General features: G+C 58.9%; 10 protein-coding genes and 1 pseudogene. 2 read left to right on the top strand and 9 right to left on the bottom strand.

Annotated features, from left to right (window positions below):
* Positions 1–394 precede the first annotated feature (394 nt).
* Entirely contained in the window at positions 395–757 is a 363-nt protein-coding gene (locus PSH91_RS00400; RefSeq protein WP_047230042.1) for a DUF6124 family protein, read from the top strand.
* Positions 758–998: 241 nt separating this feature from the next.
* Here the strand turns inward: PSH91_RS00400 and PSH91_RS00395 are convergent, their stop codons facing one another.
* From PSH91_RS00395 to def, 9 genes and pseudogenes are all read right to left on the bottom strand, one after another.
* Positions 999–2,138 (bottom strand): alpha/beta hydrolase, encoded by a 1,140-nt coding sequence (locus tag PSH91_RS00395; RefSeq protein WP_080962941.1) that lies wholly within the window; start codon positions 2,136–2,138, stop codon positions 999–1,001.
* 222 nt (positions 2,139–2,360) lie between these two features.
* On the bottom strand, positions 2,361–2,810 hold the full coding sequence (locus tag PSH91_RS00390; protein WP_305466997.1) for a hypothetical protein: 450 nt from the start codon (positions 2,808–2,810) through the stop codon (positions 2,361–2,363).
* A gap of 462 nt (positions 2,811–3,272) precedes the next feature.
* Positions 3,273–5,261, bottom strand: a complete 1,989-nt coding sequence (locus tag PSH91_RS00385; RefSeq protein WP_305466996.1) for a M10 family metallopeptidase C-terminal domain-containing protein — start codon at positions 5,259–5,261, stop codon at positions 3,273–3,275.
* Positions 5,262–5,638: 377 nt separating this feature from the next.
* The gene (locus tag PSH91_RS00380) at positions 5,639–6,253 is read right to left on the bottom strand and encodes an alpha/beta fold hydrolase (RefSeq protein ID WP_281459674.1); all 615 of its coding nucleotides are present in this window, start codon (positions 6,251–6,253) and stop codon (positions 5,639–5,641) included.
* A gap of 352 nt (positions 6,254–6,605) precedes the next feature.
* A complete protein-coding gene (locus PSH91_RS00375; RefSeq protein WP_305466995.1) occupies positions 6,606–6,917 on the bottom strand; it encodes a tetratricopeptide repeat protein in 312 nt (103 codons plus the stop codon).
* Between the two features lie 177 nt (positions 6,918–7,094).
* A pseudogene (gene trkA, locus PSH91_RS00370) lies at positions 7,095–8,469 on the bottom strand (Trk system potassium transporter TrkA).
* 24 nt (positions 8,470–8,493) lie between these two features.
* Positions 8,494–9,804, bottom strand: a complete 1,311-nt coding sequence (rsmB, locus tag PSH91_RS00365) for a 16S rRNA (cytosine(967)-C(5))-methyltransferase RsmB (RefSeq protein ID WP_076383136.1) — start codon at positions 9,802–9,804, stop codon at positions 8,494–8,496.
* The gene (gene fmt / locus PSH91_RS00360) at positions 9,801–10,760 is read right to left on the bottom strand and encodes a methionyl-tRNA formyltransferase (protein WP_305466994.1); all 960 of its coding nucleotides are present in this window, start codon (positions 10,758–10,760) and stop codon (positions 9,801–9,803) included. The genes rsmB and fmt overlap by 4 nt, the downstream gene beginning before the upstream one ends.
* 69 nt (positions 10,761–10,829) lie before the next feature.
* Complete coding sequence (def, locus tag PSH91_RS00355) at positions 10,830–11,336, bottom strand: peptide deformylase (protein WP_003196300.1); 507 nt, start codon at positions 11,334–11,336, stop codon at positions 10,830–10,832.
* Between the two features lie 157 nt (positions 11,337–11,493).
* Here def and PSH91_RS00350 point away from each other — a divergent pair, with 157 nt between their 5' ends.
* Positions 11,494–12,519, top strand: coding sequence for a LysM peptidoglycan-binding domain-containing protein (locus tag PSH91_RS00350; RefSeq protein WP_305466993.1), 1,026 nt, complete (start codon positions 11,494–11,496; stop codon positions 12,517–12,519).
* Positions 12,520–12,592 lie beyond the last annotated feature (73 nt).

The following is a 12,592-nucleotide window of genomic DNA, read 5'->3' as shown; positions in this document are numbered from 1 at the left end:
CGCGATGAAATCGCCCCAGTTCCAGAGCCGAACACCCCACCCGCATCACCAAAAAACCTTCCTCCTACAGCCCCCACCTACACCCTCTATCAAGCCACGCATCCTTGCGCCTTTGCCTACAACTACGCCAGAATCCGCCCGCTTGTGCGCCTTGTCCCTGGGTTCTATTGTCTTCCTGCCACTGCCCATCAGTGGTCGGGTTTAGTAGCCCGGATGACATCCGGTTGCATGAGTCTCATCAGTTAGGCATTCGCCTGCACTCGATGGTGGCTGTGCGCATGGCGCCCTCGGGCGCGCCGGTTTTAGGTATGTCACCGGTCTACTAACCTGCGCACAGCCGCCACCCTATCGTTTAGTAGCGAAATGGTTGCGGCCTAACTGAGAAGACATACCTATGTTCAAAATAACGCCGAATCCGCCAGAAGCAGATTCCACTTCCAAATCCGCAAAATCCAAAGCCAAGCAGCAAGACGAAACCACCAAACGGGTGCTCGATCACTACTTGCTACCGAAACCGGATAAATCCCAAGACAACCCCAAACCGGGGCAGCTATACACCGTCGTGAAAGGCCTCGATAACGAATGCCTGCTCGCCAACCTCAGCGAAACCCTGGCTTCGGCTGATGCCATGGTGAGTGATCTGGCGTTTGATCTGGATGGATCGAGGCGTCATGTGGCGCAGGGGATTCAGCAGTTGATTGAGCTGAGTTCGTTGCTGGCGAATCGGGTGTTGGATAACGTGGAGCCGCGGCAATAGGTAAGCGTTTGCCAATGAAAAAACCCGGCGTCCTGCGTCGGGTTTCTTTTTGCCTCCCGCCCTCCAAGAGTGACCGAAAACGGCCAGGAGCGGTCAATCAGCATCAATACCATGCCCCCGTTACTTTGCCTCGGGCTTCATCCTGATTCGCAGTCACCCGCGACACCCTTGCCTCTAGCTAACACTTCCTCTTGCCGGGCGCACGAAAAGAAAGAGGGCGACCTAAGCCGCCCTTTCTTCACTATTTGGTGAGTCTCCAATATATTCCATTATTCGCTTCCACCGCTGTTAAACGATTTCTCTGAGGAGGCCGGTTGCCGGAAAACAAAGAAACGATGTCGGAAAGAACAGTATCTGAGCCAATCCCATACGAATGATTTAGAAAATCAGTCTTCACGTCGCTGGCATCTATAAAATCTACACCTTTCCACACATCCACAACTGCAGGAACACCGCCTAACCGATCGTATGTTTTCAGTTTATAAGAAAGTTTTAGCGCCCTATCGTTTTTTGAACCGTACACAGTAACTGGATAATTCTCGTTGAGAATAATTGGTGCGATGGTATCAGTAAAGAGCTCTCGCCCCACATCAGGCGCCGCCAAAACCACTTCCTTCAACTTGCCCCTTAGCTCAGGACGAGTCGCGCTGATCCTCTTCAGTGCCTCTAAGACACCACGCCCACCCATGCTGTGAGCTATCAAAAACGCCTGCTTCAATTCGGGGTTTGAAAGATAATCTACCAGAAAGCTGTATATAGCATCTTCAGACCAGATGATGCTTTCCTCATCACCGTTGTAAGTCAACACCTTGCCATTGGAAGGCCAGCTAAAGAAAACTGGCACTCCTTTAAAACTCAGATCATAAGCTAATTGAGCAGTTCGTCTCGCAGCATCTTCAAAACTAACATTAAATCCATGAACAAATATCAGCGATGCTCCATCTCCATTATTCAAACCGCGCCGCACTACCTCCTTGAATTCAGCTTCATTTATCGTACCACCCCCCAAAATGGAAACATGCTTGTTAGGATCTTCGACTAGTTGATACCAGCGTCGCAATTCAATCTCGCCTACTTCATGCCCCACTGGAATACTTACCATGCAATGACCATAGTTTAGCCTGCCATACACCCCTCTTTTACCGGAGTATGCTCCCAGGCAACGATTTTTGACCAGGAGCTCACGATTAGTTGCAAACAGCACTCGCACTAATCCATGATTATTCCCGTCAACCACTTTAACAACACCGGGATCAATTTCATCTGATGTTGGCGAAGCACCTGCTAACGGATCTGATGCTTGATAATTATCTTGCTGAGAAGCACACCCTGACACTAACAGCGCAATAATCAGCACGCCAAAGCCACATTTAAGTTTCATCCCTGCCTCCGTACTCCGTAATAAAAGTACTACAACAATTAAGGCTAGAAAACTCGATATGTCAAATTGCCATGACCCTTTGTCAGCTTTTTCAAGGCAGGTCCTAGAATGTCCGTGCTGGATCAGGCGAACCAATCAGCTCTGGCAAAAGTCAGCTAGGAACGGGAGTTGACGACAGGCAGAAACCGACCCAAAGCGGACTTTGAAAGCCAGGCCTCCACCTCAGTCACTGCTGCTGCCCATCAGAATCCATCGCTTTCCATGGGCTTGGATATCGAAGGAAAAACCCGAGTACACCGGATAAGCCGGATGGCCCTTAACAAGCAAGAATGAAGTGATGGCTTTGGCTTGGTCGAGATTCACAGAAGTAAACAGGGACTTGGCCAGCTCTAGGATTTCTGAGCGTTTTGCAGCAAGGTCTATCGGGCCGTAGGCGTCATCACCCGGGTGCAAAAGTAGTTCTAATGCTTCGCGACGTGCTTTGCTTGGAGACACGCTAGTCTGGTTGCTCACGATGGCGTTTTTGCTTACGGAGTGGGCCAGTTGCTCTTCAAGTGTCCGGTCCAAGTCAAAAGGCCCGTAGGTATTTATCCAGACAGTATAGTTGTAGCCCTCCAGGAGATCCTCAAGCCTGAGGATTTCGTTTGGCCGGGAGTCTGTGACGATGCGCATGGTGGTTCCATCCAGCCGCTAGTGGACCGATATTCTGAGGCAACGCCAATTAGAACGGTAGGGCATCGTAAAATATGCGGGCGAATGTCTGCTTTTGGCCGACTGCTGCCGTTCGCAACCGGCGTTTCGGCCAAAGCAGACATCTAGATTAAGACTCTGTAGTTCTCGGTATATCAGACAGACCGCGTTGACTGTTTGGAGCTGCTGCGCAGCCCAGCGGGGATAAATCCCCTCGCCACAGGGTTTTGTGTGTTGGCTGCTCGGCGGGCGGGTATTGAAAACGTGGTGGGCTTTTTTATGGGTGCTTCGCACTCAAGCGGGAGCAAGCTCCCTCGCCACAAAAAGCGGTTTGTGTGAATTCAGGGATGGCGATCCAGTTTTTGAAGAATAGGCCTGCTTGCCGCCGTGGGCTCGGGCAGCTTCCAGGCCTTGTTCCCAGGCTGGCGTGATGCCGTTTGCGCTCTACACCCAGACGTCGTTAGCCACTCCAATCAATTGAATAGCCTCCTCTTCCGAAGGCTCGGCAAAGACAATGTTCAAATCACGGTAACCGGAGTGATCCCCTACCAAGCTCAACTCAAATCGAGCCCCAACTGCATCGGCTTCGTAGCTCTTCAAGTAAGTCAGGTTCTTGGCTTCATTGACCACCACATCCAACGTGCCGTCGTAACCATTCCCCAGTCGGGTAAAGCCCAAAGCGGACAAGTCGATCGTGTCTTCACCCGCGGTATAGTCCATCAGGCGATCAGTGTGGTTTTCGGTGGCGGTACGGTAGCTGTCGCTCAGTCCGTCGAAGCGGAATACATCGTTGTTACCGCCACCCACCAACAGGTCCCGGCCCTCTCCGCCAACCAACACATCATTCCCTAGCGCGCCATAAAGGCGATCATCGCCCGCGAACCCTTCGATGATTTCGCTTCGAGCGTTGCCTTGTAAACGATCGTCCCCTTCGGTGCCCATCAACCTGGCTTGCTGAAACAGGAGATTGGTTTCATTCAGCGTTTGGCCCAAGTTACCGTCGAAGACCACTTCGAAGCGTTCCCCATCCGCGTTGGCCTCGAAGCTTTTGAGGTAGGTCCGCGTCCCGCTTTCATTGACGCGTATCGCCAGCGTTCCGTCATGGCCATTGCCCAGCCCGAGGAAGCCCAGGGAGGAGAGGTCGAGGGTATCGCTGCTGGGGTCGAAGTCGATGATGCGGTCGCTATGGGCCGCGGTCGCGGTTCGGTAGCTGTCGGTGACTGACTGGTAACGGAAGGTATCGGCCCCGGCACCGCCCGTCAGCAGGTCACGACCTTGCTGGCCATCGAGCAGATCGTTTCCGGCTCCGCCAAAGATTGCATCGTCGAACGAGGCGGTACCGAGCAAGAAGTCAGCATCGCCGCCACCGTCAAGGTGGTAATAGCCGTCGTCGGGGTTGCCAAAGCTGTGGTCCAGGCGACCGTCGGGGTTCAGCTGAACCAGGGCGGCCAGATAGCCGTCCGCGCTGGTACCTTGGCTGCCACCAATCAACAGCTTGCCGTCGGCCAGCACGATCATGTCGGCGACTGCGAAAGGAGCGCTTTCTGAGCCCCAACTTACCCGACCCTGTTCACCGAAACCGGTGTCGAGTGAACCGTCGGCATTGAGTCGGATGACGGTCGCCACGCCGCCCGAGGCGCCCGCCAGCAGGATTTTGCCATCATCCTGGATGACGAGGGCGTCTGCGTGGACATCGAGGGCCAGGCTGCCGCCGTTCGCAAAGCTGCTATCCAGCGTACCGTCCGGGTTGAGGCGGGTCAGGGTATGTTGCCCCGTGACCAATACCTTCCCATCTCCCTGCAGCGAAACGTCGAACGTGCTACTGGGGTGAATGCCGACGGTCGCGGGTAGGTGCAGGACCCCGGCCTCTGCAAAAGACGAAATCAAGGCCCCCGTCGCGTCGAAGCGGGCGATATAGATCTCCCCAGAGGGATATCCAGCGCTGGCGAAAAAGCTGCCGTCGCGTTGCACGGAGAACGACGCTTGCTGGCCTAGATCTTCATTCCAATAGAAAGGCACTGTCACGGTGCCGCCGTTCCCGAAACTCGTGTCGAGGCTGCCGTCGGCCAAGTTACGACTGACGCCCGACACCCAGGCGTCGCCTACTTTCACGTAGCGCGCCACCAGGTAGCCCCCGCCCGGCTGCACGGCGGCATTGCCGCCGTCCTCGATATCGAGCGACACCGGGAGGAGGGATTTACCGTCGCCACTGAAGTTGCGGTCCAGGCTACCGTTGGCATTGAACCGGACCAGGCTGCCGGTGAAGCCTGAATCCTCTTCGCCCCCTAGTCCCAGGCGACTATAAGCGCCAAGCCAGATAGCACCGTCCGGATCGACCGCGATACCTGCGATTTTGTCCGAGCCCCATAAGGTCGTGGCGACCATGCCTGTTTTTTGCACAGTTGAAGCGGCGGGCGAAATGCTCTGGCTCATGTCCATGCCTCCGGTAGCTATCTAGCGCCAAAGACTATAGGCACGGCTCAGTCGGGTTGCCACTTTACGAGACGAAGGGAGATTCTTGGGCGACCTTCTGCTATCGATGCAACCGGTCTCCGGCAACTGCCCAAGATAACGCTAGGCTGGCTGAAGTTGCGTGTTGGCTGTTTGGCGGGCTGGTATTGAGAACGCGATGGGCTTTTCTGTGAGTGCTTTGCACTCAAGCGGGAGCAAGCTCCCTCGCCACGGGGGGCGAGCCTTCAAGACTTGAGAGCGGTGTCAGGGGTGAAGAAACGTGAAGAAACGGGACAGATTTATTTTCATAAATGCCCCTGCTTCCTTTTCCCCTGACCCAGTAGCAACAAGTCCCCCGCTCACCCGCAGGCCAGATGTCTCTCGATCAACTTTGCCACCTCATCTGCATGCGTACAGCCCAGACTGTGATCGGCGCCAGGGAAAACGTGTAGCTGCGCACGGGGTAACAGTTGAGCAAGGCACTGGCCGACGCGAACGGGGCTGATCGGGTCAGCATCTCCCCAGAGGAGCAGGACCGGCATACGCAACTCGGCCAACCGGAGCGTGAGGTCGGTGCGATCGTCGAGAAACCACCTCGGCAGTGTCGGGTTGGCGGCAGCAAAATCCGGGCGCCAGTCCTGCGCATCCAGATCAGACATATTCATCCCGCCAGAGGTGACGGTCAGCGTCAGGTGCGTGATCAACTCAGGGCGTTCAAGCGCTGCAAGCACAGCAACGATACCGCCCATGGACTGCGCCACCAGCGCTGTCGGCCGGTCGATCTCGGCCAGCACGCACGTCGCCAGATCTTCCATGCCGGTTATGCCAGGCATGGGCGGCGTGTCTCCAAAGCCAGGCCAGCCGATATGGACCTGCTGCGCCGGGTAGGCCAGGCGCTCGGCAACCGGGTGCCAGAACTGGGTGTTACCAGAGGCACCGGGTAGGAAGAGCAGTTTGGTGGGGGATGCAATCACGGGTTCGGTCCTTGAAGGTGGGATTGAAAGAGTCAGCAGGAGGACAAATGGATGCCGCAAGCTTCGGCAACCACTTCGCAACGAGAGCCGCCGGTAGCGAAGGGTCGGTCTTGGCCAATGACGATCAGTTAAGCCGCAAACCTGTGGGAGCAAAGCTTGCTCGCGATTGGGCCAGGTCAGCCGACAACGGGTTTTGCTGGTCTACCGCTATCGTGAGCAAGCTTTGCTCCCACAGATTTTGCGCCGGCTGAGCTTTTAGCGGATCGGCAGTGGATTGGGAGGGCTTTTTTGTGAGTGCTTCGCACTCAAGCGGGAGCAAGCTCCCTCGCCACAAAAGCAGTTTTGTGTGAAGTCAGGGGTGGCGGTCCAGTTTTTTCAGGAACACGGTCATTTCTTTTTCGGCTTGTTTGTCGCCGTGGGCGCGGGCGGCTTCGAGGCCTTGTTCCCAGGCTTGGCGGGCGGCTGGTAGATCGCCTTGGCCTTGGTGGGCCTTGCCCAGCAGTTTCCAGGCGGCTGAGTATTTTGGGTCGAGTTCGACGCAGCGTTGGAAGTGTTCGGCGGCCCGGGCGAATTCGCCGAGGTCCAGGTAGCCCTTGCCCAGGCCGAAGCGCAGCAGGGAGTTATCCACACCCTTGGCGAGCATTTTTTCCAGGGAGGCGAGCATGGCGGCGTCCTTATCGGTTGTGTCAGGGGTTGATCCGTTGGCTGCTAGATAGCTATCGCGAGCAGGCTCGCTCCCACAGGGGTTGGGGTTGCCCACGATATTTGTGAGCAATGGAGATCCTCTGTGGGAGCGAGCCTGCTCGCGATGAGGCCCGGTCCATCACCGCAAAATTCTGGATCAGAAGAAACTCAACCCCACATGGAACAGCTTCTCCACATCACGAATATGCTTTTTATCCACCAGGAACAGGATCACATGGTCGCCGGTCTGGATCATGGTGTCGTCATGGGCGATGAGCACTTGTTCGTCGCGGATGATCGCGCCGATGGTGGTGCCTGGCGGCAGGCCGAGGTCGCGGATGGCCTTGCCGATGACTTTGCTGGACTTGGCATCGCCATGGGCAATCGCCTCGATGGCTTCGGCCGCGCCACGGCGCAGGGAGTGCACGCTGACGATGTCGCCGCGCCGCACGTGGGCCAGCAAGGTGCCGATGGTTGCCAGTTGCGGGCTGATGGCGATGTCGATCTCGCCACCCTGGATCAGGTCGACGTAGGCCGGGTTGTTGATGATGGTCATCACCTTCTTCGCCCCCAGGCGCTTGGCCAGCAGCGAGGACATGATGTTGGCTTCGTCGTCGTTGGTCAGGGCCAGGAAGATGTCGGCGTCGGCGATGTTTTCTTCCAGGAGCAAGTCACGGTCCGAGGCGCTGCCCTGCAACACCACGGTGCTGTCGAGGTTATCCGAGAGGTAACGGCAGCGCGCCGGGTTCATCTCGATGATCTTGACCTGATAGCGGCTTTCGATGGCTTCGGCCAGACGCTCGCCGATCTGCCCGCCGCCGGCAATCACGATGCGCTTGTTGTTTTCGTCGAGACGGCGCATTTCGCTCATTACCGCGCGAATATTGGCCTTGGCGGCGATGAAAAAAACCTCGTCGTCCGCTTCGATCACCGTATCGCCCTGGGGCAGGATCGGCCGGTCACGTCGGAAAATCGCCGCGACCCGCGTCTCCACATTCGGCATGTGCTCGCGCAGCTGGCGCAGTTGCTGGCCCACCAGCGGTCCGCCGTAGTAGGCCTTGACCGCGACCAATTGCGCCTTGCCTTCGGCAAAGTCGATCACCTGCAAAGCGCCCGGGTGTTCGATCAGGCGCTTGATGTAGTTGGTCACTACTTGCTCGGGGCTGATCAGTACATCCACCGGGATCGCTTCGTTGTCGAACAGGTCGGCGCCGGGTCAGGTAGGCCGCCTCGCGCACCCGGGCGATCTTGGTCGGGGTGTGGAACAGCGTGTGAGCGACCTGGCAGGCCACCATGTTGGTTTCATCGCTGTTGGTGACAGCCACCAGCATATCGGCATCGTCGGCACCGGCCTGACGCAACACCGTAGGCAAGGAGCCACGGCCCTGTACGGTACGGATGTCGAGGCGGTCACCGAGATCGCGCAGGCGGTCACCGTCGGTGTCGACCACGGTGATGTCGTTGGCTTCACTGGCCAGATGTTCAGCCAGCGAACCGCCGACCTGCCCTGCGCCGAGGATGATGATTTTCATCCGGTCACTCCTATCGAATCGGTTTTAACCGCGTGCGGCGGCGATCTTGATCAGTTTGGCGTAGTAGAACCCGTCGTGGCCGCCCTCTTGGGCCAGCAACTGCCGACCATGGGGCTGTTTCACCCCGGCCTGGCTGGCAATGTCCAGCTCCCGGGCACCGGGGGTACGGGCGAGGAATGCTTCGATCACTTCGGTGTTCTCGGTCGGCAACGTCGAACACGTGGCATACAGCAGCATGCCGCCGACTTCCAGGGTTATCCACAACGCATCGAGCAATTGCCCCTGCAACACCGCCAGTGCGGCGATATCGTCCGGCTGGCGGGTGAGCTTGATGTCGGGATGACGGCGGATCACGCCGGTGGCCGAACACGGTGCGTCCAGCAGGATGCGTTGAAATGGCTTGCCATCCCACCAGCTGGCGGTGTCGCGGCCATCGGCGGCAATCAGTTCGGCGGCGAGGCCAAGGCGTTCGAGGTTTTCCTTCACGCGCACCAGGCGCTTGGCTTCCAGGTCCACCGCCACCACGCCGGCCAGCTTCGGCTCGGCCTCGAGAATGTGGCAGGTCTTGCCACCCGGTGCGCAGCAGGCATCCAGCACGCGTTGGCCGGGCGCCAGCTCCAGCAGGTCGGCAGCCAGTTGCGCGGCTTCGTCCTGGACGCTGATCCAACCGTCGGCAAAGCCCGGCAGCGCGCGTACATCGCCGGGGGTTTCCAGCACGATGCCGTCGCGGCTGTACTGGCACGGGATGGCCGGGATGCCAGCCTCGCCCAGTAACGCCAGGTAGGCATCGCGCGTATGGTGGCGACGGTTGACCCGCAGGATCATCGGCGGATGGGCATTGTTGGCCGCGCAGATGGCCTCCCACTGCTCGGGCCAGAAGGCTTTCAGGGACTTTTGCAACCAGCGCGGATGGGCGGTGCGCACCACCGGGTCGTGTTCCAGCTCGGCCAGCAGGGCTTCGCTTTCCCGTTGGGCGCGGCGCAGCACGGCATTGAGCAGGGCCTTGGCCCACGGCTTTTTCAGTTTGTCGGCGCAGCCCACGGTTTCACCGATGGCGGCGTGGGCAGGCACGCGGGTGTAGAGCAATTGATAGAGCCCCACCAGCAGCAGCGCTTCGACGTCGGCATCGGCGGCCTTGAACGGTTTCTGCAGCAGCTTTGCCGCCAGGGCCGACAGCCGTGGCTGCCAACGGGCGGTGCCGAACGCCAGGTCCTGGGTGAAGCCGCGATCACGGTCTTCAACCTTGTCCAGTTGGGTCGGCAGGGAACTGTTGAGTGAGGCTTTTCCGCTCAGGACCGCAGCAAGCGCCTTGGCGGCGGCCAGACGCGGGTTCATGAAGCGTCCGCCGCTTGGCCCAACACCGTGCCGACGGCAAATTTCTCACGACGGCTGTTGTACAAATCGCTGAAGTTCAGCGCCTTGCCACCGGGTAATTGCAGACGTGTCAGACACAGCGCCTGCTCGCCACAGGCGACAACGAGGCCGTCCTTGCTGGCACCAAGGATTTCACCCGGCGCGCCCTGCCCCTCGGCGTGGCTTGCAGCCAGCACTTTCAGGGCCTCGCCGTTCAAGGTGCTGTGGCAGATCGGCCACGGGTTGAAGGCACGCACCAGGCGCTCCAGTTCGACGGCCGGGCGGCTCCAGTCGATGCGCGCCTCGTCCTTGTTCAGTTTGTGGGCGTAGGTGGCGAGGCTGTCATCCTGCACTTCGCCTTCCAGCGTACCGGCGGCGAGGCCGGCGATGGCCTGGACCACGGCGGGCGGGCCGATCAGTGCGAGGCGGTCGTGCAGGCTGCCGCCGGTGTCTTCGGCGCTGATGGGCGTGCTGACCTTGAGCAGCATCGGCCCGGTGTCCAGACCGGCTTCCATGCGCATCACGGTGACGCCGCTCTCGGCATCACCGGCTTGCACGGCGCGCTGGATCGGCGCCGCACCGCGCCAGCGCGGCAGCAGCGAGGCGTGGCTGTTGATGCAACCCAGGCGCGGAATGTCCAGCACCACTTGGGGCAGGATCAGGCCGTAGGCGACCACCACCATCAAGTCGGGTTTGAGCGCGGCCAATTCGGCCTGGGCCTGAGCGTCGCGCAGGGTCGGCGGCTGCAAGACCTGCAGACCGTTCTCCAGGGCCAGTTGCTTGACCGGGCTGGGCATCAGTTTTTGCCCACGACCGGCCGGCCGATCCGGCTGGGTGTAGACCGCGATGATTTCATGGGGGCTGGCCAGCAGGGCCTTGAGGTGTTCGGCGGCGAACTCGGGAGTGCCGGCAAAGACGATGCGCAGTGGCTCAGTCATGGGAAGCTCTCATTTACAAAGCAGTCGCAAAAGAAAAAGGCTTGCCGCGGCAAGCCTTTGAAGGGGGCGTCAAGCATTCTGGCGATGAAGTTTTTCCAGTTTTTTCTTGATCCGGTCACGCTTGAGGGTAGACAGGTAGTCCACGAACAGCTTGCCGTTGAGGTGGTCGCACTCATGCTGGATGCACACCGCCAGCAACCCTTCGGCGATCAGCTCGTAAGGCTGGCCGTCACGGTCCAGGGCTTTGATCTTGACCTTCTGCGGGCGGTCGACGTTTTCGTAGAAGCCGGGCACCGAGAGACAGCCTTCCTGGTATTGGTCCATCTCGTCGGTCAGGGTTTCGAACTCGGGATTGATGAACACCCGGGGCTCGCTGCGGTCTTCGGAAAGGTCCATCACGACGATACGTTTGTGCACGTTGACCTGGGTCGCGGCGAGGCCGATGCCTGGCGCCTCATACATTGTTTCAAACATGTCATCGACCAACTGACGCACTTCGTCGTCCACTACGGCCACCGGTTTGGCGATAGTGCGCAGGCGCGGGTCCGGAAATTCGAGAATGTTCAAAATGGCCATAAGCTTGATAAATGCACGTGTGAAGTAAAGTCGGGTGGCTGGCCTGGCGTGTCTTGGGATGCAGGCTACCGTTGTAAAACGTTGCTCCTCAATCACGGAGCGAGCCACGGGGGCTCTGGCGTTTTACGCGAACGCACATAATAAAGGGATTCACCGCATGAGGAAATCACTACTCGCCCTGCTGCTTCTGGCCTCGGCCGGTATCGCGCACGGGCAAGTGCAACTTCGGGAAGGTTTTCCCCAGCAATACACAGTGGTGACGGGGGACACGCTGTGGGACATCTCCGGCAAATACTTGCGTGAACCGTGGAAATGGCCCGAACTCTGGCAAGCCAACCCACAGATCGAGAACCCCAACCTGATTTATCCCGGCGACACCCTGTCGCTGGTCTACGTCAATGGCCAACCGCGCCTGACCCTCAATCGCGGCGCTTCGCGGGGCACCATCAAGCTGTCACCGCGCATTCGCAGTTCGCCGGTGGCCGACGCGATCCCGAGCATCCCGCTGCAGGCCATCAACAGCTTTTTGCTGAGCAACCGCATCGTCGACACGGCCGAGGATTTCGACAAGGCGCCCTACATCGTTGCCGGCGATGCCGAACGGGTCCTCAGCGGCACGGGAGACCGGATCTTTGCCCGCGGCCCCTTCGACGCAAACCAGTCGGCGTATGGCATCTTCCGGCAGGGCAAGGTCTACACCGATCCCGACACCAAGGAGTTCCTGGGCATCAACGCCGATGACATCGGCAGCGGTGAAGTCGTGGCGAGCGAAGGCGACATCACAACCCTGGCCCTGCAACGCACGACCCAGGAGGTGCGCCTCGGCGATCGCCTGTTCAGTGGCGAAGAACGCTCGATCAACTCGACGTTCATGCCCAGCGCACCGAAATCGGAGATCAACGGGCTGATCCTCGATGTACCCCGCGGCGTCACCCAGATCGGCGCCCTGGATGTAGTGACCCTGAACAAGGGCCGTCGCGACGGGCTGGCCGAAGGCAATGTGCTGGCGGTGATGAAGACCGGCGAGACCGTGCGCGACCGCATCACCGGCGAGCAGGTGAAAATTCCCGATGAACGTGCTGGCCTGCTGATGGTTTTTCGCACCTACGACAAGCTCAGCTATGGCTTGGTGCTATACGCCTCGCGCTCGCTGGCGGTACTCGACAAAGTGCGCAATCCATAACGGGTCTCACAAGTTACCAACAGAGTTATCCACAGCTTGTTCCCGTTTCGACGGGGCTTATAACGATCAAGGA

It is taken from the genome of Pseudomonas sp. FP1154 (assembly GCF_030687245.1).
GTDB classification, from domain to species: domain Bacteria; phylum Pseudomonadota; class Gammaproteobacteria; order Pseudomonadales; family Pseudomonadaceae; genus Aquipseudomonas; species Aquipseudomonas rhizophila.
This window is presented reverse-complemented; position numbering and strand designations above follow the sequence as displayed.

What these genes read in the sequence shown, in the direction of transcription:
- PSH91_RS00375 (WP_305466995.1), bottom strand. Translation starts at nt 6,917, where the DNA reads ATGCTCGCCTCCCTGGAAAAAATGCTCGCCAAGGGTGTGGATAACTCC.
- PSH91_RS00400 (WP_047230042.1), top strand. Translation starts at nt 395, where the DNA reads ATGTTCAAAATAACGCCGAATCCGCCAGAAGCAGATTCCACTTCCAAA.
- rsmB (WP_076383136.1), bottom strand. Translation starts at nt 9,804, where the DNA reads ATGAACCCGCGTCTGGCCGCCGCCAAGGCGCTTGCTGCGGTCCTGAGC.
- fmt (WP_305466994.1), bottom strand. Translation starts at nt 10,760, where the DNA reads ATGACTGAGCCACTGCGCATCGTCTTTGCCGGCACTCCCGAGTTCGCC.
- PSH91_RS00350 (WP_305466993.1), top strand. Translation starts at nt 11,494, where the DNA reads ATGAGGAAATCACTACTCGCCCTGCTGCTTCTGGCCTCGGCCGGTATC.
- PSH91_RS00390 (WP_305466997.1), bottom strand. Translation starts at nt 2,810, where the DNA reads ATGCGCATCGTCACAGACTCCCGGCCAAACGAAATCCTCAGGCTTGAG.
- PSH91_RS00385 (WP_305466996.1), bottom strand. Translation starts at nt 5,261, where the DNA reads ATGAGCCAGAGCATTTCGCCCGCCGCTTCAACTGTGCAAAAAACAGGC.
- def (WP_003196300.1), bottom strand. Translation starts at nt 11,336, where the DNA reads ATGGCCATTTTGAACATTCTCGAATTTCCGGACCCGCGCCTGCGCACT.
- PSH91_RS00395 (WP_080962941.1), bottom strand. Translation starts at nt 2,138, where the DNA reads ATGAAACTTAAATGTGGCTTTGGCGTGCTGATTATTGCGCTGTTAGTG.